The following is a 26,421-nucleotide window of genomic DNA, read 5'->3' on the forward strand; positions in this document are numbered from 1 at the left end:
TCGGCAGTCGGCAAGACCGTTTCGTTCACATTCCCCTCGCAAGATTGCTGACAACCGCGATGAGGATGTAAACGATGATCATCAGAACGAAGAAGGACAGGTCGAGTGCCACGCCCCCGAGACGCAGCGGCGGGATGAACCGCCGCAGAAGCTTGAGCGGTGGATCGGTGACAGTGTAGGTGGCCTCCAGAATGACCACCATCGCCTTGCCTGGCTGCCATGAGCGCGCGAACTGGAAGACGTAATCCATGACCAACCGGAAAATCAGCACGATGAGGAAGCACATCAGCGCGATGTAGACCACCTGTAGTGCGATGCCCATCCCGCTGCTTCCCTCTCCCCTGGCTCACTCTGATTCCGGTCGCGTCGGCGGGCCGTTCCCGCCGTGCGACCGGGTCGTTCCCGGTGCTGTGTTCTAGCTCTGGTTGAAGAATCCGCCCTCTGCGATGCGGGCCTTGTCCTCCGCCGTGACATCGACGTTAGCAGGAGAGAGCAGGAACACCTTCTGCGTCACCCGCTCAATGCTGCCATGGAGACCGAAGACGAGTCCCGCGGCAAAGTCGACAAGTCGCTTCGCGTCCGTGTCGTCCATCTCCGTGAGGTTCATGATCACCGGAGTGCCCTCGCGGAAGTGTTCCCCGATGGTACGGGCCTCGTTGTAGGTCCTCGGGTGCAGTGTGGTGATGCGGTAGGGCTCCCGCTCGGACACGACCTTGGGCATGATCACAGGTGCGTTCTTCTCCAGGCTGGGACGTTCAGGTGTGATGGATGCCACGGGGGCGATTCGGGCCGGACGTACACTGTCCGCCGCGAGCGAAACCGGCTCGCGGTCGCGCTGCGCGGGCGGTTGGGCCACGCGCACGGGCTCTTCCCGCTCGGGCTGGTGTACGGGCTGGTGACGCCGGTGCTCTCGTTCCGGCTCCGGCTCGGGTTCGAAATCATCGTCGGGGTCGAAGCCCCGGCCGTCGTACCCATCGTCCTCCACGAGGCCGAGGTAGACCGCCATCTTGCGCATCGCGCCGGCCATGCTCTGGGTCCTCCGCTCTGTGGTGGATCGGCCTCGTCACCAAGTGCCCTCGATCCACTGGGTCTGACCGCCTTTCGGCGGAAATGACCATATTTTCTGCTGTGGTCCGACTCGCTTCGCGACGTTACCCGAGCCGAGGTCGGACTCCGAGTACCGCCGTACCGACGCGTACATGTGTCGCTCCCGCCGCTACCGCGTCCTCAAGGTCCGCACTCATCCCCGCCGAGACCATGTTCGCAGCCGGATGGTCCGCGCGCAGGCGGGACGCCAATTCCAGCAACCGGTCGAACGCGGCCCGTTGCCGGCCCGCGTACCGGCCGGCGAGCGGCGCCACGGTCATCAGACCGCCGAGTCGCAACCCCGGCGCACCGGCCACCGCGGCCGCCAACTCCTCGATTCCGTCGGGCGCCACACCACCCCGCGCCCCGCGCTCACCGGACTCGGCGTCGAGGGCGACCTGAAGCAGGCAGCCGACCTCACGCCCCGTGCGTACCGCCGCGGCGGAGAGTGCGGAGACAAGCTTGGCGCGGTCGACAGATTGCACCACATCGGCGTAACTGGCTACGGAACGGACCTTGTTCGTCTGCAATTGACCCACAAAATGCCAGGTCAACGACAAATCTTCACAAGCGGCCGCCTTGGGGGCGGCGTCCTGGTCCCGGTTCTCCGCGACCTGCCGGACCCCGAGTTCATGGAGCAGCCGGACATCACTCGCGGGGTAGGTCTTGGTGACCACGATGAGGGTCACCTCCTCCCGCTCGCGGCCCGCGGCGGCGCAGGCGGCGGCGATCCGCCGCTCCACCGTCGCCAGATTCGCGGCGAGTTCGGACTTCCGCCCCGCCATGTCCCGCGCGTCCCACGTGTCCTGCATGCCCCGCACATCCTGCTCGTCCCGCATGTCCGCCCCGTCCATCATGCCAGCCAGACATAGCCGGCGAGCCGACCGGTCGTGCGGTCCCGGCGGTACGAGTAGTGGTCGTCCGACTCGCGGGTGCAGACCTCCGAGCGTCGCAGGTCCAGGACGCCGAGGGAGGCGAGCTGTGCGTGCACACCGCCGACCACGTCGACGGACGGGGTCCCCCAACTGGTCTCGGCCCCGGCCTCCGGTACAACGGCGGCGACGTCGTCCCGCATCGTCGCGGGGACCTCGTAGCAGCGCCCGCAGACGGCGGGCCCGGTACGGGCGGTGATCCTTTCGGGCCGGGCGCCGAGCGAGACCATCGCCTCGACGGCGGCGGGCACGACGCCCGCGACCAGACCGGGGCGCCCCGCGTGGGCCGCGGCGGCGACACCGGCGACCGGGTCGGCCAGCAGGACCGGGACGCAGTCCGCGGTGAGCACGGCGAGGGCGAGTCCTCGCCGTACGGTGACGACCGCGTCGACGGCCGGAATGTCGCCGTCGGTCCACGGTCCTTCGATGACGGCGACATCGCGGCCGTGCACCTGGTTCATCCAGACGACCCGCGTAGGGTCGATCTCCAGGGACTTGGCCGCGAGGTCGCGGTTGGCACGTACGGCGACGGGGTCGTCACCGACCGCGCCGCCGAGGTTGAGCTCACCGAACGGAGCGGCGCTCACCCCGCCCCACCGGTCGGTGAAGGCGAAGTGCGCGCCGCTCAGTTCTTCGTACTGTCGTATCACTTCAGGTCACTTCAAGAAGTCCGGGACATCCAGCTCCTCGGCCTGGCTGTCCTGGTACGGACGGGCCGGCGGGACCTGCGGCTGGTTGACCGTCGAGAGCGGCTTCTCGCTCACCGGGGCCGGGTCGACCCGGATCTGGCTCTCCTCACGCGGCGGCACCGTGCCGAGCCCGCCCGCGGGGCGGCCGGTCTCGGCCGGGCGGGCCGGAGCCTGCGGTTCGTCGCGCTTGCCGGAGCCCGCGCCGAGCACGGTCTCGCGCCGGGTCGGCGGCTGCCCGCCGTCGAAGCCGGCCGCGATGACGGTGACCCGTACCTCGTCGCCCAGGGCGTCGTCGATGACCGCGCCGAAGATGATGTTGGCCTCGGGGTGGGCGGCCTCGCTGACCAGCTGCGCGGCCTCGTTGATCTCGAAGAGACCGAGGTCGGAGCCGCCGGAGATGGAGAGCAGGACACCGCGGGCGCCGTCGATGGACGCCTCCAGGAGCGGCGAGGAGATCGCCATCTCCGCCGCGGCCACCGCCCGGTCGTCGCCCCGGGCGGAGCCGATGCCCATGAGCGCCGAGCCGGCCTCGGACATCACGGACTTCACGTCGGCGAAGTCCAGGTTGATCAGCCCGGGGGTGGTGATGAGGTCGGTGATGCCCTGGACACCCGACAGCAGCACCTGGTCCGCGGACTTGAACGCGTCGAGCACGCTGACCTGGCGGTCCGAGATGGACAGCAGGCGGTCGTTGGGGATGACGATGAGGGTGTCGACCTCTTCTCGGAGTTCGGCGATGCCGTCCTCCGCCTGGTTGGCGCGGCGCCGGCCCTCGAAGGTGAACGGGCGGGTGACCACACCGATCGTGAGGGCGCCGAGCGAGCGCGCGATGTTGGCCACGACGGGCGCGCCGCCGGTGCCGGTGCCGCCCCCCTCGCCCGCGGTGACGAAGACCATGTCGGCCCCCTTGAGGACCTCCTCGATCTCCTCACGGTGGTCCTCGGCCGCCTTGCGGCCGACCGCCGGGTTGGCGCCGGCGCCGAGGCCACGGGTGAGTTCCCTGCCGACGTCGAGCTTGACGTCGGCGTCGCTCATCAACAGGGCTTGCGCGTCCGTGTTGATCGCGATGAACTCGACGCCCTTGAGACCGACCTCGATCATTCGGTTGATGGCATTGACACCACCGCCGCCGACACCGATGACCTTGATGACTGCGAGGTAGTTCTGCGGTGCTGCCACGTCGAAGGCCTCTCGCCTCGAGTTACGTGTCGTCACGGAGCTGATGTGGCGCCGCGACGACTGATGCCGATGGGACGGTCCGAATCGCCGACCCAAACCCTCACGTTGAAGTTCAGGGTTACCAGTGTGTCCGCTTCACGGACTCTTCCGGACAGGACACTAAGTCGACAAGTGGCGCGCGTTCAACGAACACGCCGAACCTCCCGTTTTTCTTTTCACCCTATGTGATCACCCATAGCGATGACCAACCAGGGTGCTGGCCAGCGCATATGTCCGTCAACTCCCGGACGCGGCGGGCGCCGTGGGTGCGCTCACATCGAAGTGCCCCGCCTTGGGGACCGCTTTCATGAGGGCGGTGAGCGCACGCGCCTTGGCCGGCCCGTCCTCCCCGCTTCCCCACATCACCGTACGTCCGCCGGTCAGCTCCAGGGAGATGGAATCGTACGATCGGACCCTGAGGGCCCTGGTCTCCCTGGCTACCGCGCCGGGGAGTTCGCTCCGGACGGCCACCGCTTCGAGCAGCAGCCGGTCGGTGCCGAAGCGACCGGAACCGGCCGATTGACCGACCGTCATTTTCAGCAGCGGAACACCGCGGGGCGCCTTGTCGACGGTGGCGAAACGGACACCCTCGGCGTCCATTTCGATGAACTTTGCGCCTTTTTCAATGAGCAGAGCGGGCTTTCGCTCGATCACTTTCAGACTGATTCCGTCCGGCCATGACCGGCCGACGTCGACGGAGTCGATACGGGGCAGTCTCCGCAGCAGCCGGGCCTCCACCGCGTCCGTGTCGACGGAGACCAGCGGCTCCCCGAGGGGCACCGCCGCCACCGACTCGACCTCGGCGCGGGAGAGCACCTCGGTGCCGGACGTGGTCACCTCCCCGACGCGGAGCCACTGGGAGCCGTAGAGCGCCCAGAGCGCCGCGCCGGTCAGCACGGCCGCGGCGGTCACCGCGATCAGCAGCCGGGGGCGCGGCAGCCGGAACCGGCCGCCCCCGCCCCCCTCACCCGGGTGGCCGGAGACCGGCTTCGGTCGTGCGCCGCGCTCGGCGGTCGTCGGTCCGGCCACGCTGCTGCCTCCTGCCTGCGCCTACGCCCTCCGGCGTGCGGCGATCGCCTCGTACACCATGCCGACGAGCAGGTCGTCGGCGTCCCTGCGACCGAACTCGGCCGCCGCGCGCGACATCTCGAACAGCCGGTGCGGATCGGCGAGCACGGGAAGCACCTGGCTCTGGACCCACTCGGGCGTCAGTTCCGCGTCGTCGACCAGCAGTCCGCCGCCGGCCTTCACCACCGGCTGCGCGTTGAGCCGCTGTTCGCCGTTGCCGATGGGCAGCGGGACGTATGCGGCGGGCAGGCCGACGGCGGAGAGTTCGGCGACGGTCATCGCGCCCGCGCGGCAGAGCATCATGTCGGCCGCGGCGTACGCGAGGTCCATCCGGTCGACATACGGTACCGGGATGTAGGGCGGCATACCGGGCATGTTGTCCACGCGCGGCATTTCGTTCTTCGGCCCGACCGCGTGCAGGATCTGGATCCCGGAGCGCTGGAGCACGGGGGCGATCTGCTGGACCACCTCGTTGAGCCTGCGCGCGCCCTGCGAGCCGCCGGAGACCAGCAGCGTCGGCAGGTTGGGGTCGAGCCCGAAGGCGGCACGGGCCTCGGGGCGCACCCGGGCGCGGTCCAGGGTGGCGATGGAGCGGCGCAGCGGGATGCCGATGTAGCGGGCGTCCCGCAGCTTGCTGTCGGGCGTGGAGACGGCCACCGCGGCCGCGTACCGCGAGCCGATCTTGTTGGCCAGTCCGGGCCTGGCGTTGGCCTCGTGGACGATGATCGGCACCCCGAGCCGCTTGGCGGCGAGATAGCCGGGCAGGGCGACATAGCCGCCGAAGCCGACGACGCAGTCCGCCTTGGTGCGCTCCAGGATCTGCTCGGCCGCCTTGATCGTGCCGCGCAGCCGCCCCGGGACGGTGATCAGTTCGGGGGTGGGCTTGCGCGGCAGCGGTACGGCGGGGATGAGCCCGAGCTCGTACCCGCGCTCGGGTACGAGCCTGGTCTCCAGCCCGCGCTCCGTGCCGAGGGCCGTGATCCCCACGGTGGGGTCCTGCCTGCGCAGGGCATCCGCGAGGGCGAGCGCGGGCTCGATGTGGCCGGCGGTCCCCCCACCGGCGAGTACGACATGCACCGAAATTCACCGCTCTCCGGACGGACGCTTCTTGACGCGCCGTCTCATCGTCTTCCAACTCACCCCGGGCCGCTTCCTGCCGAGGACAGGCTGCCGGACGGCCAGGGCCGCCTTCGCGGCGGGATCCTCCCGTGCGAACGCGATCAGCAGTCCGACCGCGAACATCGCCGGCAGCAGGGCCGACCCTCCGTAGGAGAACAGCGGGAGCGGGACTCCGGCGATCGGCAGCAGACCGAGCACCGCACCGATGTTGATCACAGCCTGCACCGTGATCCAGGTGGTCACGCCTCCCGCGGCGTACCTCACGAAGGGGTCCTCCGTGCGTCCGGCCACGCGAATACCCGCATAGCCTAGAGCCGCGAACAGTGCGAGCACCGACAGCGTCCCCGCCAGCCCCAGTTCCTCCCCGGTGATGGCGAAAATGAAGTCGGTGTGCGGTTCGGGCAGTTGACCCCACTTTTCCACACTCGCGCCGAGGCCGGAACCGAACCATCCGCCGGAGGCGAGGGCGTAGATTCCGTGGACGGCCTGCCAGCACTCGCCCTCGGGTCCCAGGTCCTTCGCGGCGATGCAGCCGAACCGGTCGAGCCGGTTCTGGCTGGTCTGGATGAGCATGAAGCCGATCAGTCCGGCGACCCCGAGGACCCCGGCGAAGAGCCGGGTGGGGGCGCCGGCCAGCCAGAGCAGCCCGAAGAGGATCGCCGTGAGGATGATCGCGGTGCCCATGTCGCCGCCGAGCATGATCAGTCCGAGCAGCAGGAAGCCGCCGGGGACCAGGGGCACCAGGAGATGTTTCCACTGGGTCAGCAGCCGTTTGTCGTTCTTGCGGGCGAGCAGGTCGGCGCCCCACAGGACGAGGGCGAGCTTGGCGAATTCGCTGGGCTGGAGCTGGAACGGGCCGCCGAAGTAGATCCAGTTCTGGTTGCCGTTGACGGACCGCCCTATCCCGGGGACCTGGACGAGCGCCATCAGGAAGACGGTGGTGACCAGCATGGGGTACGAGAGGGCGCGGTGCAGTTTGACGGGCATCCGGGAGGCGGCGTACAGCAGCCCGGCGCCGAGGATCACGGCGAGGAACTGTTTGCGGAAGAAGTAGGTCGCGGGCAGCGAGTTCTGGAGCGCGTAGATCATCGACGCGGAATAGACCATCACCAGGCCCAGCACGGTGATCAGCAGGCCGCTGCCGAGGATCACGTAGTAGGCGGTGAGCGGCCGGTCCCAGGCCCGCCGCAGCCGCTCGTAGAAGCGCCTGGTGCGAGCGCCACGGGGCGGACGCGGGGTCCTGGCTCCCCCGCCCCCGCGCCGGGCCGCGGGCGGCCTGCGTACGGCGGCGCCGGGCGCCCTGCCGCGGAGCGCGGTGGCTCCGCCGAGCGCGGGCAGGGCCACGAAGCCCCAGCGGGTCGCCGCGGACCGGTCTTCCCGGTGCGCGGTGTCATCGGCCGGCATCGTCGCTGTCCCCTCCGTCGTGCCTGGCGCGGCCGTCACGGCTGTCGCGGATGTCGCGGCGTTCGGCGGGCCGGGGCGTGTTCGGCGGGGCCGCCGCTGTCGCGGCCCCGGGAACAGTTCAGCACGGCGCGGGGGCCGGACCGGTCAGGCGTGCTCGGCGGCTGCGGACTCATTCATCCAGGGCGTGTACCGCGTCGGCGAACGCCTCGCCCCGTTTGTTGTAGTTGACGAACATGTCCATCGAGGCACATGCGGGGGCCAGCAGGACCGTATCCCCCGGTCGCGCGAGCCGCGCCGCTTCGCGGACCGCCGCCGACATCGCTCCCGTGTCCGTCCGGTCGAGGTCCACGACCGGGACGTCGGGGGCGTGTCGCGCGAGTGCTTCGCGGATGAGGGCCCGGTCGGCCCCGATCAGGACCACGCCGCGCAGCCGTTTCGCGGCGGCGGTGACGAGTTCGTCGAAGGTCGCGCCCTTGGCGAGGCCGCCGGCGATCCAGACGATCGGGTCGTACGAGGCGAGGGATGCCTCCGCGGCGTGTGTGTTGGTGGCCTTGGAGTCGTCGACGTAGGTGACGCCCCCGATCTCCGCGACGCGCTCGATGCGGTGCGGGTCGGGGCGGAACGCGCGCAGTCCGTCGCGTACGGCGGCGGGTTCGACACCGTACGCGCGGGCGAGGGCCGCGGCGGCTAGGGCGTTGGCGATGTTGTGCGGGACCGGCGGGTTCACGTCGGAGACCTGGGCCAGCTCCTGGGCCTGCTCACGGCGGTTCTCGACGAAGGCCCGGTCGACCAGGATGCCGTCCACGACGCCGAGTTGGGAGGGGCCCGGGGTGGAGAGGGTGAAGCCGATCGCCCGGCAGCCCTCCTCGACATCGGCCGCGCGGACCAGGTCCTCGGTGGCCGGGTCGGCCGCGTTGTAGACGCACGCGACGGTGTTGCCCTCGTAGATCCGGCCCTTGTCGGCGGCGTACGCGGCCATGGAGCCGTGCCAGTCGAGGTGGTCGGGGGCGAGGTTGAGCACGGCCGCGGAGTGGGCGCGCAGGCTCGGCGCCCAGTGGAGCTGGTAGCTGGACAGCTCCACGGCGAGGACGTCGTACGTCTCCTCGCCGGTGACGGCGTCCAGCAGCGAGACGCCGATGTTGCCGACGGCGGCCGTGCGCAGCCCCGCGGCGGTCAGGATCGAGGCGAGCATCCTGACCGTCGTGGTCTTGCCGTTGGTGCCGGTGACAGCCAGCCAGGGGGCGGCATCCGGCCCCCGCAGCCGCCAGGCCAGTTCGACGTCGCCCCAGATCTCCACGCCGGCCGCCGCGGCGGCCGCGAAGAGCGGCTTGCCGGGCCCCCAGCCGGGGGCCGTGACGATCAGCTCGGTGCCGTCGGGCAGGGTGGCCCCGTCGCCGAGGCGCACCGTCACGCCGAGCTTCTCCAGCTCGGCGGCCTGGGCGCGGTCCCGCTCGTCGTCCGTGTCGTTGACGACGGTGACGACGGCGCCGAGACCGTGCAGCACCCGGGCCGCCGGGATCCCGGAGATCCCGAGACCCGCGACGGTGACCCGCTTGCCCTGCCAGTTCACTTCTCTGCCGCCCAGCCCGCGTAGAAGAGTCCGAGACCGACGATGACGCACATGCCCTGGATGATCCAGAAGCGGACCACCACAAGGACTTCCGACCACCCCTTGAGTTCGAAGTGGTGCTGGAGCGGTGCCATACGGAAGACGCGCTTGCCGGTCATCTTGAAGGAGCCGACCTGGATGACCACCGACATGGTGATCATCACGAAGAGGCCGCCGAGAACGGCCATCAGGATTTCCGTACGGGAGAGGATCGCGAGACCGGCGATCGCGCCGCCGAGCGCGAGCGATCCGGTGTCCCCCATGAAGATCTTGGCGGGCGAGGTGTTCCACCACAGGAAGCCGAAGCAGGAGCCCATGAGGGCGGAGGCGACGACCGCGAGGTCGAGTGGATCTCGTACCTCGAAACAGGCGTTGGGGTTGGTCAGGGTCATCGCGTTGGCGCAGGACTCCTGGAACTGCCACAGCCCGATGAACGTGTACGCGCCGAAGACCATCACCGAGGCGCCGGTGGCGAGGCCGTCCAGACCGTCCGTCAGGTTCACGCCGTTGGACATCGCGAGGATCATGAACAGCGCCCAGACCACGAAGAGCACCGGGCCGATGGACCAGCCGAAGTCCGCGACGAACGACAGCCTGGTGGAGGCCGGGGTGTTGCCGCGGTAGTCGGCGAACTGGAGCGAGAGCACCGCGAAGGCGATGCCGACGATGAGCTGGCCCGCCATCTTGGCCTTGGCCCGCAGTCCCAGCGACCGCTGCTTCACGATCTTGATGTAGTCGTCCAGGAACCCGACGAGCCCCATCCCGCCCATCAGGAACAGGACGAGGAGACCGGAGAAGGACGGGGTCTCGCTGGTGAGCACCTTCGCCAGGGCGTACGCGATGAGCGTGGCCAGGATGAAGGCGATGCCGCCCATCGTGGGCGTGCCCTTCTTGCTGCCGTGGGTGCGGGGTCCGTCGTCCCGGATGAACTGCCCGTACCCCTTCCTCGCCAGCAGCTTGATCAGCAGCGGTGTGCCGATCAGGGTGAGGAAGAGCCCGATGGCTCCCGCGAAGAGGATCTGCCTCATCGGCCGGCGACCTCGCCCTCGGTGGCGTTCTCCAGCAGTGCCTGGGCGACCTTTTCGAGGCCGACCGACCTGGAAGCCTTCACCAGCACGACGTCTCCCGGACGCAGTTCACTGCGCAACAGGTCGATCGCCGCCCGCGCGTCGGACACGTGCACCGACTCCTCACCCCACGAACCCTCGTTGTAAGCGCCCATTCGCAGCCAGGCCGCTTCCCTGCCCCCGACTGCCACGAGCTTGCTGACGTTGAGCCGGACGGCGAGCCGTCCGACCGCGTCGTGCTCGGCGAGCGACGCGTCACCCAGCTCGGCCATCTGCCCGAGCACCGCCCACGTACGGCCCCCCTCGGCCCGTGAGGCACCACCCATGGCGACCAGCGCACGGAGCGCCGCTCTCATGGATTCGGGGTTCGCGTTGTAGGCGTCGTTGACGATCGTCACGCCGTCCGCGCGCTCGGTGACCTCCATACGCCAGCGGGAGAGGGTTCCCGCCTCGGAGAGCGCCACTGCGATCTCGTCGACGGACATGCCCAACTCATGGGCGACGGCGGCCGCGGCGAGCGCGTTCGACACGTGGTGCTCACCGTACAGCCGCAGCGTCACCTCGCTGCACCCGGAGGGTGTTCGAAGGCTGAACGCGGGCTGTCCGGTGGCTGTGAGACGGACGTTCTCTGCCTGTACGTCTGCTTCGCCCGACTCCCCGAAGAGGACGACGCGCGCCGTGGTGCGCGACGCCATGGCGCGAACGAGCGGGTCGTCGGCGTTGAGGACGGCCACCCCGCCGTCGGCGGCGGACGGCAGGGACTCGACCATTTCGCCCTTGGCCTGGGCGATCTGTTCCCGGCCGCCGAACTCGCCGATGTGCGCGGTGCCGACGTTCAGGACGAGGCCGACGGTGGGCGGGACGAGTCCGGTGAGGTAGCGGATGTCCCCGATGTAGCGCGCGCCCATTTCGAGCACGAGGAAGCGGGTGTCCTGTTCGGCGCGGAGCGCGGTGACGGGCAGCCCGATCTCGTTGTTCAGGTTGCCTTCCGGCCAGACCGTGGGCCCCGCGCGCCGCAGGAGCTGCGCGATCAGGTCCTTGGTGCTGGTCTTTCCGGCCGATCCGGTCAGCGCGACGGTGGTGGCGCCGAGGCGCTCCACGACGGTGCGGGCGAGGGCGCCGAGGGCCTGGACGACATCGTCGACGACGATGGCGGGCACGCCGACGGGGCGGGTGGCCAGCACGGCCACCGCGCCCGCCTCGACGGCGCGGCGCGCGTAGTCGTGGCCGTCGACCCGGTCGCCGGCGAAGGCGGCGAAGAGGCCGCCCGGCTCGACGGCGCGGGAGTCGTACACGACGGAGCCGGTGACGCGGACGGCCGGATCCGGTATGTCGTGCGGCTGCCCGCCGACGATGGCGGCGATCTCGGCGAGGGAGAGGGCGATCACTGGGTCATCCCTGACTGTTGTTCTCGTTGCGGGGCGCGGGGTGGCGGTGGTCGGAGCCTGCGCCGGGGCGCAGGGTGCGTTCGATGGCCTCGCGCAGGACCTGGCGGTCGTCGAAGGCGCGTACCACTCCGGCGACGTCCTGGCCCTGCTCGTGGCCCTTGCCCGCGATCAGTACGGTGTCGTCGGCCGCGGCGCGGGCCACGGCCGCGGCGATGGCGGAGGCCCGGTCGGCGTCGACCAGGACGTCGCCGCGCTCATGGACCGGGACCTCGGCGGCGCCCGCGAGCATCGTGGCGAGGATCGCCAGCGGGTCCTCGCCGCGCGGGTTGTCGGAGGTGAGTACGGCGGTGTCGGCGAGGCGGGCGGCGGCGGCGCCCATGGGCCCGCGTTTGGTCCGGTCGCGGTCCCCTCCGCAGCCGAGGACGATGTGCACCTTGCCCTTGGTGACCTTGCGCAGGGAGCGCAGCACCGATTCGACGGCGTCCGTCTTGTGCGCGTAGTCGACGACGGCGAGGTAGGGCTGTCCCGCGTCCACGCGCTCCAGCCGGCCCGGTACGCCGGGGACGGCGGCGATGCCGTCGGCGGCGGTCTGCGGGTCGATCCCGGCGACCGCCAGGGTGACGATCGCGGCGAGGGTGTTGGCGACGTTGAACGGTCCCGGCAGCGGCGCCTCGGCGGTGACCTGCTCACCGCGGGGGCCGACGGCGGTGAAGGTGGATCCGTGCGAGCCGACCTGGACGTGTTCGGCGCGCCAGTCGGCGTCGGGGTGGCCCTCGGCGGAGAAGGTCGTGACGGGGACGCCGGACTCGCCGGCGAGCCTGCGGCCGTACGCGTCGTCGATGTTCACGACGCCGGTCCTGCTGCGCTCGGGGGTGAACAGCCGCGCCTTGGCCTGGAAGTAGTCCTCCATGTCGGAGTGGAACTCCATGTGCTCCGGGCTGAGGTTGTTGAAGACGGCGACGTCGAAGACGCAGCCGTCGACCCGGCCGAGCACCAGGGCGTGGCTGGAGACCTCCATGGCGACCGAGCGGACGCCGCGTTCACGCATGACCGCGAAGAGCGCCTGGAGGTCGGTGGCCTCGGGGGTGGTGCGCTCCGACTTGAGGCGCTCGTCCTCGATGCGTGTCTCCACCGTGCCGATGAGGCCCGTACGGTGGCCCGCGCCGCGCAGTCCGCCCTCGACGAGGTAGGCGGTGGTGGTCTTGCCCGAGGTGCCGGTGATGCCGATCTGGAGCAGATCGGTGCCGGGGTTCCCGTAGATCGCCGCGGCGAGCTCGCCCATGCTGCCGCGCGGGTCGGGCACGGTGAGGACGGGCAGCCCGGTGGCGGCGGCGCGGTCGGTGCCTGCGGGGTCCGTGAGGATCGCGACGGCTCCGAGGTCCGCGGCCTGGCCGGCGAAGTCCGCCCCGTGGAGGCGGGCGCCGGGGAGCGCGGCGTACACGTCCCCCGGGCGCACGGCGCGCGAGTCGTGGGTGATCCCGGTGGCTTCGCCCGGCCCGGCCGTCCCGGCGCCCGGTGCCTCGGCGCCCAGCCGGGCGGCCAGCTCGGCGAGGGAGGTCGGGCGGACCCGGTCCGGACGGGGCGTCCCCGGAGTGTTCACAGGGGCGTCCTTGGAGGGGGTTCGGTACTGATCAGCTTGTGGCACGGCGGTGAGCGTACCGGGAGGGGCGGGCGGCGAGCCAAGTGAGGCGGGCCGGTGCGCGGGCGGTTCGGGGTGGTTCCCGGAATCGGGGGTGATCGTTGTCACTGGGACTTTCCCTGGGGTCACTCGCCGGGTTTGAAGCTGACCGGCAGCCGGGCGGGTTTGCTGCCGGTCGGTTCGACCCGCAGTGTCTTGAGAGCGAACTCCATGACCTTCTTGTAGATGGGTCCGCAGATCTGTCCGCCGAAGTAGCTGCCGCTGGTGGGGTTCTGGATGGCGCAGTAGACGGTGATCTGCGGGTCGTCGGCGGGCGCGAAGCCGGCGAACGAGGCGGTGTAGCCCTTGTAGACGCCGAGCTTCGGGTCGACCCGGTTGGCCGTACCGGTCTTGCCCGCGATGCGGTAGCCGGGGATCTGGGCCTTGGTGCCGGTGCCCTCCACGTCGGCGACGACCGACTCCAGCATGGTGGCGAGCGTCTTGGCGGTCTTCTCGCTGACCACTCTGGTCTTCTGGGGCGCGGGCGCCGCGGTGAAGTGGTTGTCGGGGCCGTTGGTGCCGCGGATCAGGGTGGGGTCGATCCGTACGCCGCCGTTGGCGATGGTCGAGTAGACGGAGGCGGCCTGCATGGCGTTGAGGGAGAGCCCCTGACCGAAGGGGATCGTGTACTGCTGCGAGGTGGACCAGTCCTTCGGCTCGGCGAGGATGCCGCGGGTCTCGCCCGGGTAGCCGAGACCGGTGGGCTGTCCCATGCCGAACTTCTCAAGATACGAGTGGAGCACCTCATTGGCCTCGGGCTGGGTCTTGCCGAGCTGCCCCGTGGCGAGGATGGTGCCGATGTTGCTGGACTTGGCGAGGACGCCGTTGAGCGTCAGGTACCAGGTGGGGTGGTCGATGTCGTCCTTGAAGAGCCGGTCGCCGCGGTGCAGCCGGTTGGGGACGACGACATGGGTGCCGGGGGTGGCGGCCTCCTCCTCCAGTACGGCGGCCATGGACATGACCTTGGCGGTGGAGCCGGGTTCGTACGCGTCCTGGAGCGCCGCGTTGCCCATGGCGGCGGCGTTGGCCTGGGCGAGGTCGTTGGGGTCGAAGCCGGGAGCGTTGGCCATGGCGAGGACCTCGCCGGTCCTGGTGTTCTGGACCACCACGTAGCCGCGGTCCGCCTTGGACTCCTTGACCTGGTCGGCGATGGCCTGCTGGGCCGCCCACTGGATGTCCCTGTCGATCGTCAGCTCGATGTCGGAGCCGGGTACGGCGGGGGTCTCGCGGGAGGTGGCGGTGGGGACCCGGCGCCCGCCGGACTGGGCGTAGGTGACCTTGCCATCCTTGCCCGCGAGTTCCTTGTCGAGCATGGACTCGATGCCGCCTCCGCCGCGCCCCGAGGCGTTGACGTATCCGAGTATCCCGGCGGCGAGGTCGCCGTTGGGGTAGACGCGTTTGCTGCTGGGCTCCTGGAAGACGCCCGAGAGCACGCTGACGGAGCCTTCGGCGGACTTCTCCTTGCTCGCCTTCTCGGCGAGCACCCGCTTGAGGTCCTTGATCTGGTTCCAGACCTGCGGGGTCTGCCGGCGGGCCAGCACCGCGTAGCGCGACTTGGGGGTCTTGAGTTTCCCGGCCAGTTCGGCGGTGTCGGTGCCGAGGATCGGCGCGAGCAGCGCGGCGGCCTGTTCCGGGGCGTCGGGGACCTTGCTGAAGTCGGGGGTGAACATCGACGGGTCGGCGGTGATGTCGTACGCGTCGTCGCTGGTGGCGAGCGCGACACCGGAGCGGTCGGTGATCTGGCCGCGCTCGGCCGCGATGGTGTGGCTGAGGTAGCGGCTCTTCTCCGCCTTGGCGGCGTACGCGCTGGCGTCGACGGCCTGCACCTGGAGCAGCCGGACGACGAACACCAGCATGACGAGGCTCAGGCCGAAGCCGACGAGCCGGAGCCGGGGGCGCGGGCTGCCCAGCTGGATCCTGCGCGCGGCGCCGGGGCCGTTACGGCGCGGCGCGGGACGGGCGGCCGGGCGGGACGGGGTGCGGGGACGTCCGCCGTTGCCGGAGCGCGCGGGGTTCGGTACCCGGCGGCGCGGTGGTTCCTTGGGGGGCACTGCGTCACCTGCCGGGGGTCGTCGGGGCCGGCGTACCGGATGCCGGTACGGGGGACGTCGAGGTCTCCTCCAGGACGGAGGGCCGGGCGGAGGGCTCCCCGGAAGGCCCGGCGGAGGGCGCCGCGGGCGGCTGCGGGGCGAACTGGGCGGAGGGCTGGGCCCCCGGCGCCGTAGGGGCCGCGCCGGGGGCGCCGCGCACCGTACCGTCCGGATCGAGGAAGGCCGGGCTGCCGCCGGGCACCATGCCCAGCTCGCGGGCGCGCCGCTCCAGCGCGTACGGGGCGGAGAGGTCGTCCACGTCCCGTTGCAGCGCCTGCTGTTCGTCGGTGAGGTCGGTGGTGCGCTTCTTCAGGTCGGTCAGTCTGAAGGAGCCCTCGCTGAGGGCGGAGTTCAGCAGCAGCAGGGCGATCAGGCCGCCGCCGAGGAGCAGCACGACCAGCAGGACGAAGGGGGTGCGGGCCGCCGAGTTGCTCCCGGCGGGCAGCACCTGGGCGAGGCGGGCGGCCCGCCCCTTCAGCTGCTTGCCCGGCCCCCTCATCACAGGACGTCCTCCCGGATCCGCTGCGCCCCCCGGAGCCGGGCGGGGGCGGCGCGGCGGTTCTCCGCGACCTCTTCCTCGGTGGGGAGTTCCGCGCCGCGGGTGAGCAGCTTCAGCCGGGGCTGGTAGCGCTCGGGGACGACGGGCAGGCCGGGCGGGGCGGTGTTGGCGGCCCCGGCCGCGAAGACCTGCTTGACCAGGCGGTCTTCGAGCGAGTGGTACGAGAGGACGGCGATCCGGCCGCCGACGGCGAGGCTCCGTACGGCGGCGGGGACGGCCCGTTCCAGGACGGGGAGTTCGCCGTTGACCTCGATGCGCAGGGCCTGGAAGGTGCGCTTGGCGGGGTTGCCGCCGGTGCGCTTGGCGGCCTGCGGGAGCGCGTCACGGATCAGCTCGACGAGGCGGGCGCTGCGGCTGAAGGGCTCCTTGTCCCGCTCCCTGACGACCGCGGACACGATGCGCTTGGCCTGCTTCTCCTCGCCGTACGCGCGCAGGATGCGGACCAGTTCGCCGGGCGGGTAGGTGTTGAGGACCTCGGCGGCGCTGACACCGGTCGTCTGGTCCATCCGCATGTCGAGCGGCGCGTCCTGGGCGTACGCGAAGCCGCGGTCGGCCTCGTCGAGCTGCATCGAGGAGACGCCGAGGTCGAAGAGGACGCCCTGGACGCGGGGGACGGACAGCCGGTCGAGCACGTCGGGCAGTTCGTCGTAGACGGCGTGCACGAGGGTGGCCCGGTCCCCGTAGGCGGCGAGGCGTTCGCGGGAGAGCCGCAGCGCCTCCTGGTCGCGGTCGAGCGCGACGAGCCGTGCGGCGGGGAAGGTGGCGAGCAGTGCCTCGCTGTGTCCGCCGAGGCCGAGCGTGCAGTCGACGACGACGGCGCCGGGCTCGGCGAGGGCGGGGGCCAGCAGGTCGAGGCACCGCTGGAGCATCACCGGTACATGCCGGACCTGGTTCATGCGCCCTCTCAAGTACGGACGGTCGTACGTACCGCCGAGCGGGAAGGGGCCGAGCCGCACGTACGCCGCGTTATGCGGGAAAATTCTGGATGCGTTCTGGCACGGGTTCAGGGTGTGTCCGTGAACTTCGCGCCACTTTAGTCCACGGTTCCCGGTGGTTCCGGGCCACCCGGCCGGTCAGCGCGTCGCAGGGTCCTCGCGCTGTCATCACGCCATTCCACGAAAGGCGTTCTTCACCCGTTCGGCGGCACCGTACTCGACCTTGTGGGTTAGCTCACACCAATCCGCGATGACGTTCTTTGTCCACTCTCACGACGGGCTTCCCCGGGCTGTGCCGACTAACGTCACAGGTATGCCGACTTCCGCACATCTCCCCGCAGAGCCCTCAGGGGCCCCCGCCGACGCGGCCCGCACCGGCGGCACCGTCACCGACCGGCTGGTCGACGCGAACCACGCGTACGCGGCCGGCTTCACCGATCCGGGCATGGACGCCCGCCCGGTGCTCCAGGTCGCCGTCGTCGCCTGCATGGATGCCCGGCTCGACCTGCACGACGCCCTGGGGCTCTCGCTGGGCGACTGCCACACCATCCGTAACGCGGGCGGCGTCGTCACCGACGACGTGATCCGCTCGCTCACCATCAGCCAGCGGGCGCTCGGCACGCGCAGCGTCGTCCTGATCCATCACACCGGCTGCGGTCTGGAGAGCCTCACCGAGGAATTCCGGCACGAACTGGAGATGGAGGTCGGCCAGCGGCCGGCGTGGGCCGTCGAGGCGTTCCGCGATGTCGATCAGGACGTGCGCCAGTCCATGCAGCGCATACGCACCTCGCCGTTCCTTCCGCACACCGACGATGTCCGCGGCTTCGTCTTCGACGTGAGGACGGGACTGCTGCGGGAAATCGATCCGGCCGGCTGACCGGCGGACTGAGCAGGAACGCCCCGCCCGTACGTATGGAACGGGGGCGTTAACCGGACCCGAAAGACAGCAAAGCAGACATAACCCACCGACTTATCCACAGGCGGATGACACGAAGCGGTAACGGCAACAAGAATGCGTATGCGACAGCGTCCCGGAACGTTCCGGGGACGGTGTCCGTGTTTCGGGGAGGGCCGGGCCGTCTGATGAGCATCGGCCCGTTGAAAGGGCCGAGGAGGGCCGGGTGACGACCTATGACGATCGAGCGAGCCTCACGGATCTGACCACCACAGCGGAGCGTGTGCGCGCATCGGTGGAGGGTGTGATCGAGGGCAAGCCTGAGGTCGTACGGCTTTCGCTGACCGTGCTGCTCGCCGAGGGCCATCTTCTGATCGAGGATGTTCCCGGCGTGGGCAAGACCATGCTGGCCAAGACGCTGGCGCGTTCCATCGACTGCTCGGTGCGGCGTATCCAGTTCACCCCCGACCTGCTGCCTTCGGACATCACCGGAGTGTCGATCTACGACCAGCAGCGGCGGGAATTCGAGTTCAAACCGGGAGCGATCTTCGCGCAGATCGTGATCGGCGACGAGATCAACCGCGCCTCGCCCAAGACCCAGTCGGCGCTGCTGGAGTCCATGGAGGAGCGTCAGGTCACCATCGACGGGAAGACCTACGAACTGCCCGGCCCGTTCATGGTGGTGGCCACCCAGAACCCGGTCGAGATGGAGGGCACGTACCCGCTGCCCGAGGCGCAGCGCGACCGCTTCATGGCCCGGGTGTCGATCGGCTACCCGAGCGCGGAGGCCGAGTTGCAGATGCTGGACGTGCACGGCGAGGTCTCGCCGCTGGACGACCTCCAGCCGGTGGCTCACGCGCACGACATCGTCAAACTCATCGACGCCGTGCGCACGGTCCATGTCGCCGAGTCCGTCCGGCGGTACGTGGTGGAGCTGGTGGCGGCGACCCGTAGCCATCCGGATCTCAGACTCGGCGCCTCGCCGCGCGCCACACTCCATCTGCTGCGGGCGGCGAAGGCCGCCGCGGCGCTCGACGGCCGGGAGTACGCGCTCCCCGACGACGTGCAGTCGCTGGCCTCGGCGGTGCTCGCGCACCGGCTGCTGCCCACGGCCCAGGCCCAGTTGAACCGGCGTACGGCGGAGCAGGTCGTCCAGGACATCCTCCAGCGGACCCCGGTGCCCACGGCCGACGGCGGCCGGACCACCGTGGGCCGCCCGGCTCCCGGCGGGACCGCCGGGACGCTCTTCGGCCAGCAGTCCGGCGCCCGGCGGCTGTGATGGCGTCGGGGGGGCCGGCCGCCGGCGACGGCGAGGAGAAGGGCGGGGTGCGGGCCGCGCTGTCCGGACTGACCACCCGCGGCCGGTCGTTCCTCGCGGCGGGCATCGCCGCCGCGGTGTGCGCCTATGTCCTCGGCCAGTCGGATCTGCTGCGGGTGGGGCTGCTGCTCGCCGTACTGCCGCTGATCTGTGTGGCGGTGCTGTACCGCACGCGCTACCGGGTGGCGGGCAGCAGGCGGTTGGCGCCCTCGCGGGTCCCCGCGGGGGCCGAGGCGCGGGTGCATCTGCGGATGGACAACGTCACACGGCTGCCCACCGGGCTGCTGATGCTCCAGGACCATGTGCCGTACGTCCTCGGGCCGCGCCCCCGGTTCGTACTGGACCGGGTGGAGCCGGGGGGCCGCCGTGAGGTGTCCTACCGGGTCCGCTCCGATCTGCGCGGGCGCTATCCGCTCGGACCGCTCCAGCTGCGGCTGAGCGACCCGTTCGGGATGTGCGAGCTGACCCGCTCGTTCAGTGCCTTCGACATCCTGACGGTCATCCCGCGCACCGAACCGCTGCCGCCGGTGCGGCTCGCGGGCGAGGCCGCGGGCCACGGCGACGGGCGCCAGCGCTCGCTGGCGCTGGCCGGTGACGACGACGTGATCCCGCGGGGGTACCGGCACGGCGACGACCTGCGCCGGGTCCACTGGCGCTCCACCGCGCGGTACGGCGAGCTGATGGTGCGCCGCGAGGAGCAGCCGCAGCGGGCACGCTGCACGGTCCTGCTGGACACCCGGCGGATCGCCTACCAGGGCTCGGGCCCCGACTCGGCCTTCGAGTGGGCGGTCTCCGGGGCGGCCTCCGCGCTGGTGCACATGCTGGAACGGGGCTTCGCGGTACGGCTGCTGACCGACACCGGCGGTTCGGTGCCCGGCGAGGGCGCGGACGGCTTCGCGGGGGCCACCCAGGACTCCGCGGACTCGGCCGGGCTGATGATGGACACGCTCGCGGTCGTCGACCACTCCGACGGGGCGGGCCTCTCGCGCTCGTACGACGTGCTGCGCGGCTCCACCGAAGGGCTGCTGGTGGCGTTCTTCGGCGATCTGGACGAGGAACAGACCGCGGTCGCCGCCCGGATGCGGCAGCGCAGCGGCGCGGCCGTCGCCTTCGTGCTCGACAGTTCCGGCTGGACGCAGGGACCGAGGGACGACGCCGAGGTCGAGAAGCGGCTGCGGCAACTGCGCGAGACGGGGTGGACGGCGCTGGCCGTGCCCTCCGGGGCGGCGCTGCCCGATCTGTGGCGGCTGGCCGGCCGCCAGCACTCGGAATCGGCCGTCGCGGGCGGTACGACAGGGTTCTCCGGAGGATGGTCATGAGCGGTCGCGGACGGCTGGCGCTGTGCTCCTTCGCCGCCACGGTGATGGCGGCGGGCGCCCTGACCCCGCTGGTCGAGTCGCCCACCTGGCTGGTCCAGTGCGCGTTCATGGTGGGGGTCGTGAGCGGGGTGGGGGCGCTGGCCCGGCGGGTGCCGCTGGCCCGCCCGCTGACCGTCGCCTTCCAGGCGCTCGCGGTCCTGCTGCTGCTCACCCTGGTCTTCGCCAAGGAGCAGGCCCTGTTCGGCTTCGTGCCGACGCCGGACTCCGTCCAGGAGTTCGGCCGGCTGCTGACGTCCGGCGGCGACGACGTCGGGCGGTACGCGATACCCGCCCCGGCGACCGAGGGCATCCGGCTGATGCTGATCGGTGGCGTGCTGGTGATCGGTCTCGCCGTGGACGCGATCGCGGTGACGTTCCGCAGCGCCGCCCCGGCGGGGCTGCCGCTGCTGGCGCTCTACTCGGTCGCCGCGGGGCTCTCCGGCGGGGCCGGCGGGTGGGTGTGGTTCCTGCTGGCCGCCACCGGCTATCTGCTGCTGCTCCTGGCCGAGGGCCGGGACCGGCTCTCCCAGTGGGGCCGGGTCTTCGGCGGCGCGCCGCGCACCCCGGGCCGGTTCTCGTCGGCCTTCGACCCGAACGGGCGGGCCCCGGTCCGTACGGGCCGCAGGATCGGTGTGGTGGCGCTGGGCGTCGCACTCGCCGTCCCGGCGGCTCTGCCCGCTTTGGACGGCGGGCTGCTGGCCGGCGCGGGCGCGGGGAACGGCTCGGGGGTGGGCGGCGGGGGCACGATCTCCGCGGTCAACCCGCTGGTGTCGCTCCAGGACAATCTGAACCAGCCCGAGGACCGCGAGGCGCTGCGCTACAAGACCAACGCGAAGGGCACGCAGGACCTGTACCTGCGGATCATGGCGCTGGACAAGTTCGACGGCACGTCCTGGCGGTTCTCCCAGCGCAGCGTGGAGGACGTGCCGGACACGCTGCCGACCGCGCCCGGACTCCGGAGCGACGTCGAGGCCACGGAGATCAGGACCACCATCTCGGCGGCCGGGTGGTACCGGCAGAACTACCTGCCGATGCCCTACCCGGCCTCCGAGGTGAAGATCGACGGGCGTTGGCGCTTCGAGCCGACGGGCCGGACGCTCGTGGGCGACCGGGGCCAGTCGACACGTGGCGCGCGCTACGAGGTCACCAGCCTCCAGGTGAACCCGACCAGGCAGCAGCTCGCTTCGGCGCCCGCCGCCCCGTCGGGGCTGCTCCGCGAGTACACCCAGGTGCCCTCGGTGCTGCCGGAGGTCGTCAGGTCGACGGCGCGGGAGGTCACCGCGGGGGCGGCGAACGACTACGAGAAGGCCGTCAAGCTCCAGGACTGGTTCGCGCTGGACGGCGGCTTCACGTACAACACCGCCGTCGACTCGGGCACCGGTGTCACGGCCATCACCCGCTTCCTGCGGAACAAGGAAGGGTTCTGCGTCCACTTCTCCTTCTCGATGGCGGCGATGGCCCGCACGCTGGGCATCCCGGCGCGGGTCGCGGTCGGCTTCACCCCGGGGACCCCGCAGGCGGACGGCACGATGTCGGTCGGCCTGCGGGACGCGCACGCCTGGCCCGAGCTGTACTTCGAAGGGGTCGGCTGGACCCGTTTCGAGCCGACGCCGAGCCGGGGCAGCACCCCCGACTACACCCGCGAGGAGGCCCCGACAGGCACGCCGAGCGACTCGGCCAGCGAGGGCACCGACCCGTCCGCCGCGCCGTCCGCGGAGCCGTCGGCCTCGGAGACCTGCCCGGCGCAGGCCCAGCGGCTGGGGGAGTGCGACCCGACGGAGGAAGCGGGCGTGCTGCCGCCGACGGACACGGGCACCCCACTGGGAACCGTCCTCGCCGTGGTGGCGGGCGCGCTGGCGGTGCTGTTGCTGCCACTGCTGCCTTTGCTGTGGCGGACCCGCGTCAGGGCGGGCCGGCTCGGCTCCGCCGGGCGTACCCCGGAGGACGCCACGGCCAGGACGCTCGTCGCCTGGCGTGAGGTCATCGATACGGCGTGGGACCACGGCATACCGCCCGACGAGTCGGGAACGCCCCGGAGGACCGCCGAGCGCATCGTCCGGCTGGGCGGTCTCGACGGCGAGGCGGCCGCGGCGGTGCACCGGATGGCCGGATCCGTGGAGCAGGTGCTGTACGCGCCGGTGCCGCGGCCGGGCACGGGGCTCGCCGAGGACGCCCGGCTGATCCGGGAGGGCCTGAGCGCGGCCGCCGGCCGGTGGACGCGGCTCCGGGCACTGCTCGCGCCTCGCTCGGCCGTTCGGGTGATCTGGTACGGGGCCGAGCGGTGGCACACGGTCGCCGCGCGGTGGACTGATCGCCGTCTGGAGCTCACCCGCCGGATGGCCACGGCGACGACACGGCTGCGGCCGTCGCGGCAGCGCGGCTGAGGCTCCGGGCGGCCTTCTCCGGGGGCCACCAGGGGCCCGGGAACACGGAGTACGGCCGGGAGGGGCGGAGTACGGCCGAGGGGCGGACGCGCGACGCGTCCGCCCCTCGGCCGTTGCCGCGGCCGGGTCGGCCTCTTGCCGCCGCCCGGCGCACTCCGTTCGGAGGCCCGGAGGCCCAGCGGCCCGGGCCCGGAAGCCCGGATACGCGAAAGAGCCGGCCCCTGAGGGGGACCGGCTCCTTACAGGACTGGTGTCACCGGGTCTGTTCGGTCACTGGCCTGTTCTTTCACTGACCCTGTTCGTCACGGCGGCGCTGCCACCGCTGCTCGATCCGGTTCATCATGGAGCGGCGCTGTCTTGGCTGGTGCCGGTCGGCGGACGCGCCGCCCGCCGCCTGCTGCTCGCCTGGTTTGGGCGCCTTGCGCCAGCCGGTGACCGCCAGGACCGCACAGCCCAGCATGACGAGGAACCCCACCACGCTGATCCAGATCTGCTGGGCGACCATTCCGGCCATGAGGAGCGCGATACCCACCAGGAAGCCTGCGACTGCCTGGTAGACCCGTCGCCGGGTGTACGTACGCAGCCCGCTTCCCTCAAGCGCTGTCGCGAACTTGGGATCTTCGGCGTACAGCGCTCGCTCCATTTGCTCGAGCATTCGCTGCTCGTGCTCCGAGAGCGGCACGGAGTCCTCCTAGTCGTCGGTCGCGGGGGGCGACCGGTATGCGGCTCCTTCAAGGATAGGCAGGGATTCGCCCCCGTGAAACCCGCCCTCAACGCCAAATCGCCATTCCGGGCCGCCATGTCGGCTCGGTCGCTGAGGCGTTGATTCCCCAACCATCGATCCGTCATGCCGGATGGTGTACCCCGATCATACGGCGCCCGGCGCCCCGCTGGGGGGCCTGTGGCGCACTCCATGCGGAGCTGCGCCGCTGATCAGCCACACACGGGGCGTTCCGGACGGCTCACAGGGGGTCTCCGGGCCTCCGGCGATCAGCGCCTTTTCTCGCCCAGGACATGGAGCTGGCTGGCCACGGAGTGGAAAGCGGGCAGTTCGGCGGCTGCCGCCTCCAGCTTCAGCAGGGCGTCCAGGGCCCCCGGCTGGGTGTCCACGAGACCGCCGGGCACCAGGTCCGCGAAGACCCGGACCCCGTGGACGGCGCCGACCCGCAGACCGGCCGCGGTGACCAGCTCCGTGAGCTGCTCGGCGTCGAACCGCCGGGGCACCGGGTCGCCCGCGCCCCAGCGGCCCGCCGGGTCGGTGAGCGCCTGCCGGGCCTCCGTGAAGTGCCCGGCGAGCGCCCTGGCCAGCACGGCGCCGCCCAGCCCCGCGGCGAGCAGGCTCAGCTCGCCTTCGGGGCGCAGCGCGTCGACCGCGTTCCGTACCCCCTCGGCGGGATCGTCCACGTACTCCAGGACGCCGTGGCAGAGCACCGCGTCGAAGCTGCCGCGCCCGACCACCTCGAAGAGGCCGTGGATATCACCCTGCACCCCGCGGACCCGCGCCGCGACCCCGGCCTCCGCCGCCCTGCGCTCCAGTGCGAAGAGCGCGTTCGGGCTGGGGTCGACCACGGTCACCCGATGGCCCAGTCGGGCGACGGGCACCGCGAAGTTGCCCGTGCCCCCTCCGGTGTCGAGGACGTCCAGGGCCTCCGTGCCGGCCGCCTTGGCCCGGCGGTCGAGGGCGTCCTTGAGGACCTCCCAGACCACGGCGGTACGGAGGGAGCCGCGGGGGCGCGATGGCGTCTCCCCACCGACGGCAGGGGAAGGGTCCGACACGGCAGTTGACTCCTCGGCGCGGTGCCGCCCCGGCGGGGCGTGGAACAGGACAGACTCCGCCCACCCTATTGCCTCGGCCGTCCCGCCCGGTCACCCTGCGGCATCACCGGGCCGTGGCTGTTCCTCGCGGGGCTGGGGCAGCACCGGTTCGAGCACGAGCAGGCGCTCCACCAGGCGCAGGAACATCGCCGCCGACCGGAGCAGGTCGTCGGCGTCACGGCTGCCGGCCGCGCCCGGTATGCCGGCCTCGGCGCGCGCCCTGCGGGTGGCGCCGGCGGCGAAGTGCCCGCTCCATTCGGCCAGCTCGGGCGCGATCTCGGGCAGGACCTCCCACACGCTCCGTATCCGCCTGCGCCGCTGCGGGGTGGTCTCGGGACGGCCACGGGCCGCGAGGACCGCGGCGGCGGTGCGCAGGGCGGCGAGGTGGGCCGTGGCGTAGCGCTCGTTCGGAGTGTCCAGGGTGGCGGCCTCGTCCAGTCCGCCGCGCGCCTGCGCGAGCAGATCGAGGGCGGCGGGCGGCGCGGTGGCCCGGCGCAGGACGGGGTGGACGTCGCTGGGTGGTCCGGTCAGTGAGGGTGCAGGGCCGTCGGGGCGCCGCCGGTGTGCGGCACGTGCGTAGGAACTGGCCATGACGAACCTCCTGTCGTCGCGTGACGGCTTCGTGGCCGTATGTGTCCATCGTGACGGGCACCACTGACAATCGGCCCTGACCTGCGCATTCGCCCCGATTGACGGAATTCCGCGACGGGACCGGGACCGGGGCTTGGACCGGAGCCGGGGCCGGGGCCGAGAAGGCGAAACGCGTCGGTCCGGTGCGGCTCATTCCCCCATGAGCCGCACCGGACCGACACGTTCCCCCGTTCCCCTCCCTGCTTCCCCCCGTTCCCCTCCCTGCTTCCCCCCGTTCCCCTGACTCCCCCCTGGACTCCCCCTGCTTCCCGTCTCCCCCCTGAACGCCCCCCTTGATGCCCACCCCTTCCCCCGTGGTGCCGGAGGGCCAGCCCTCCACCGATCCTCCGTGGATCCCCCGTGGTCGCCGGGCCCTCCGTACCGCACCCCCGTCACGTCCGGGGTGCCGCGCCTGTTCCGCCGCCCCGTGTCGGCGGTACCGGTGCCGCGCCCCTTCCGTGGGCTCCACTCTTCCGTTCGCGCAGGTCGCGGCCCATCCGCGCACCTACTCAACTCACCCGCTAGGTACCTGTACTCAGAGCTCGGTACTCCTGCCCACTTCCTGTCCGCGCGGCTAGGCTCGCGTCCGTGTCCGTACTTCCCCTGATCTTCACGAGCGGCTGGGCCAGCGGCGTCAACGCCTACGCGGTGGTGCTCCTGCTGGGCCTGTTCGGCGCCACGGGGCTGACCGACGAGGTGCCCGCCTCGCTCCAGCGCACCGACGTGCTGATCGTCGTGGGGGCGCTCTTCCTCTGTGAGGCGGTGGCGGACAAGATCCCGTACGTCGACACCGTGTGGGACTCCGTCCACACGGTCGTCAGACCGCTCGCGGGCGCGGTGGTCGGCGCGCTGCTCGCCGGGGAGAGCGGCTCGCTGCCGGAGCTCGCGGCGGGCGCCGTGGGCGGCTCGACGGCGCTGGTGAGCCATCTCGTCAAGGCCGGGACCCGGATGGCGATCAACACGTCCCCCGAGCCGGTGAGCAACGTCCTGATGAGCACGGCGGAGGACCTGGGCGTCGCCGGGATCGTCGTCTTCGCGCTGTTCCACCCGGTCGCCGCCGCGGTCATCGCGGGGATCCTGCTGGCGGCGGGCATCGCGACGGTGTTCTTCCTGGCCACCAGGATCCGCCGGTTCCTGCGGCGCAGGACGCGGCGCCGGGCTGTCGGTGACGGTGGATAG

23 protein-coding genes are annotated in these 26,421 nt (G+C 71.5%); 5 read left to right on the forward strand and 18 right to left on the reverse strand.

What is annotated here, in order from left to right:
• Window positions 1-25: 25 nt before the first annotated feature.
• The 15 genes from AB0P17_RS01655 to rsmH form a co-directional block, all read right to left on the reverse strand.
• The gene (locus AB0P17_RS01655; protein ID WP_365806590.1) at window positions 26-322 is read right to left on the reverse strand and encodes a YggT family protein; all 297 of its coding nucleotides are present in this window, start codon (window positions 320-322) and stop codon (window positions 26-28) included.
• A 93-nt stretch (window positions 323-415) separates the two neighbouring features.
• Window positions 416-1,027 (reverse strand): cell division protein SepF, encoded by a 612-nt coding sequence (gene sepF, locus AB0P17_RS01660; protein WP_365806592.1) that lies wholly within the window; start codon window positions 1,025-1,027, stop codon window positions 416-418.
• A gap of 124 nt (window positions 1,028-1,151) precedes the next feature.
• On the reverse strand, window positions 1,152-1,871 hold the full coding sequence (locus AB0P17_RS01665; protein WP_365806920.1) for a YggS family pyridoxal phosphate-dependent enzyme: 720 nt from the start codon (window positions 1,869-1,871) through the stop codon (window positions 1,152-1,154).
• 68 nt (window positions 1,872-1,939) lie between these two features.
• Window positions 1,940-2,668: a peptidoglycan editing factor PgeF gene (gene pgeF, locus AB0P17_RS01670; RefSeq protein ID WP_365806594.1), complete on the reverse strand. Its 729-nt coding sequence runs from the start codon at window positions 2,666-2,668 to the stop codon at window positions 1,940-1,942.
• Window positions 2,669-2,674: 6 nt separating this feature from the next.
• On the reverse strand, window positions 2,675-3,886 hold the full coding sequence (gene ftsZ / locus AB0P17_RS01675) for a cell division protein FtsZ (RefSeq protein ID WP_365806922.1): 1,212 nt from the start codon (window positions 3,884-3,886) through the stop codon (window positions 2,675-2,677).
• A 276-nt stretch (window positions 3,887-4,162) separates the two neighbouring features.
• Window positions 4,163-4,954: an FtsQ-type POTRA domain-containing protein gene (locus AB0P17_RS01680; RefSeq protein WP_365806596.1), complete on the reverse strand. Its 792-nt coding sequence runs from the start codon at window positions 4,952-4,954 to the stop codon at window positions 4,163-4,165.
• Between the two features lie 21 nt (window positions 4,955-4,975).
• Window positions 4,976-6,070 (reverse strand): undecaprenyldiphospho-muramoylpentapeptide beta-N-acetylglucosaminyltransferase, encoded by a 1,095-nt coding sequence (murG, locus tag AB0P17_RS01685; RefSeq protein ID WP_365806598.1) that lies wholly within the window; start codon window positions 6,068-6,070, stop codon window positions 4,976-4,978.
• Between the two features lie 6 nt (window positions 6,071-6,076).
• Window positions 6,077-7,516, reverse strand: coding sequence for a putative lipid II flippase FtsW (gene ftsW / locus AB0P17_RS01690; protein ID WP_365806600.1), 1,440 nt, complete (start codon window positions 7,514-7,516; stop codon window positions 6,077-6,079).
• Between the two features lie 169 nt (window positions 7,517-7,685).
• Complete coding sequence (gene murD, locus AB0P17_RS01695; protein WP_365806924.1) at window positions 7,686-9,101, reverse strand: UDP-N-acetylmuramoyl-L-alanine--D-glutamate ligase; 1,416 nt, start codon at window positions 9,099-9,101, stop codon at window positions 7,686-7,688.
• The gene (mraY, locus tag AB0P17_RS01700; RefSeq protein ID WP_365806602.1) at window positions 9,083-10,153 is read right to left on the reverse strand and encodes a phospho-N-acetylmuramoyl-pentapeptide-transferase; all 1,071 of its coding nucleotides are present in this window, start codon (window positions 10,151-10,153) and stop codon (window positions 9,083-9,085) included. The genes murD and mraY overlap by 19 nt, the downstream gene beginning before the upstream one ends.
• Window positions 10,150-11,580, reverse strand: coding sequence for a UDP-N-acetylmuramoyl-tripeptide--D-alanyl-D-alanine ligase (gene murF / locus AB0P17_RS01705; protein WP_365806604.1), 1,431 nt, complete (start codon window positions 11,578-11,580; stop codon window positions 10,150-10,152). The genes mraY and murF overlap by 4 nt, the downstream gene beginning before the upstream one ends.
• 4 nt (window positions 11,581-11,584) lie before the next feature.
• On the reverse strand, window positions 11,585-13,180 hold the full coding sequence (locus AB0P17_RS01710; RefSeq protein ID WP_365806605.1) for a UDP-N-acetylmuramoyl-L-alanyl-D-glutamate--2,6-diaminopimelate ligase: 1,596 nt from the start codon (window positions 13,178-13,180) through the stop codon (window positions 11,585-11,587).
• A 164-nt stretch (window positions 13,181-13,344) separates the two neighbouring features.
• Window positions 13,345-15,309, reverse strand: coding sequence for a penicillin-binding protein 2 (locus AB0P17_RS01715; protein ID WP_365806606.1), 1,965 nt, complete (start codon window positions 15,307-15,309; stop codon window positions 13,345-13,347).
• A gap of 4 nt (window positions 15,310-15,313) precedes the next feature.
• Complete coding sequence (locus AB0P17_RS01720) at window positions 15,314-15,847, reverse strand: hypothetical protein (protein ID WP_365806608.1); 534 nt, start codon at window positions 15,845-15,847, stop codon at window positions 15,314-15,316.
• Entirely contained in the window at window positions 15,847-16,803 is a 957-nt protein-coding gene (rsmH, locus tag AB0P17_RS01725) for a 16S rRNA (cytosine(1402)-N(4))-methyltransferase RsmH (RefSeq protein WP_365806610.1), read from the reverse strand. The genes AB0P17_RS01720 and rsmH overlap by 1 nt, the downstream gene beginning before the upstream one ends.
• Before the next feature lie 289 nt (window positions 16,804-17,092).
• Here rsmH and AB0P17_RS01730 point away from each other — a divergent pair, with 289 nt between their 5' ends.
• From AB0P17_RS01730 to AB0P17_RS01745, 4 genes are all read left to right on the forward strand, one after another.
• On the forward strand, window positions 17,093-17,719 hold the full coding sequence (locus AB0P17_RS01730; RefSeq protein ID WP_365806612.1) for a carbonic anhydrase: 627 nt from the start codon (window positions 17,093-17,095) through the stop codon (window positions 17,717-17,719).
• Window positions 17,720-17,963: 244 nt separating this feature from the next.
• Entirely contained in the window at window positions 17,964-19,016 is a 1,053-nt protein-coding gene (locus AB0P17_RS01735) for a MoxR family ATPase (protein ID WP_365806614.1), read from the forward strand.
• Complete coding sequence (locus AB0P17_RS01740; RefSeq protein WP_365806616.1) at window positions 19,016-20,374, forward strand: DUF58 domain-containing protein; 1,359 nt, start codon at window positions 19,016-19,018, stop codon at window positions 20,372-20,374. Before AB0P17_RS01735 ends, AB0P17_RS01740 begins: the two co-directional genes overlap by 1 nt.
• Window positions 20,371-22,797, forward strand: a complete 2,427-nt coding sequence (locus AB0P17_RS01745) for a DUF3488 and transglutaminase-like domain-containing protein (protein ID WP_365806618.1) — start codon at window positions 20,371-20,373, stop codon at window positions 22,795-22,797. Before AB0P17_RS01740 ends, AB0P17_RS01745 begins: the two co-directional genes overlap by 4 nt.
• Window positions 22,798-23,083: 286 nt before the next feature.
• On the opposite strand, the gene AB0P17_RS01750 is transcribed toward AB0P17_RS01745, so the two are convergent.
• The 3 genes from AB0P17_RS01750 to AB0P17_RS01760 all read right to left on the reverse strand — a co-directional run bounded on the left by AB0P17_RS01750 (window position 23,084) and on the right by AB0P17_RS01760 (window position 25,203).
• Window positions 23,084-23,479 carry a DUF3040 domain-containing protein gene (locus tag AB0P17_RS01750; protein WP_365806620.1) on the reverse strand — a complete coding sequence of 132 codons (396 nt, stop codon included), beginning with the start codon at window positions 23,477-23,479 and terminating at the stop codon, window positions 23,084-23,086.
• Between the two features lie 308 nt (window positions 23,480-23,787).
• Window positions 23,788-24,573, reverse strand: coding sequence for a methyltransferase (locus tag AB0P17_RS01755; RefSeq protein WP_365806622.1), 786 nt, complete (start codon window positions 24,571-24,573; stop codon window positions 23,788-23,790).
• A gap of 90 nt (window positions 24,574-24,663) precedes the next feature.
• The gene (locus tag AB0P17_RS01760; RefSeq protein ID WP_365806624.1) at window positions 24,664-25,203 is read right to left on the reverse strand and encodes an SAV_6107 family HEPN domain-containing protein; all 540 of its coding nucleotides are present in this window, start codon (window positions 25,201-25,203) and stop codon (window positions 24,664-24,666) included.
• A 627-nt stretch (window positions 25,204-25,830) separates the two neighbouring features.
• Here AB0P17_RS01760 and AB0P17_RS01765 point away from each other — a divergent pair.
• Entirely contained in the window at window positions 25,831-26,421 is a 591-nt protein-coding gene (locus AB0P17_RS01765) for a DUF4126 domain-containing protein (protein ID WP_365806626.1), read from the forward strand.

It is taken from the genome of Streptomyces sp. NPDC088124, from assembly GCF_040685895.1.
In the GTDB taxonomy this organism is placed as follows: domain Bacteria; phylum Actinomycetota; class Actinomycetes; order Streptomycetales; family Streptomycetaceae; genus Streptomyces.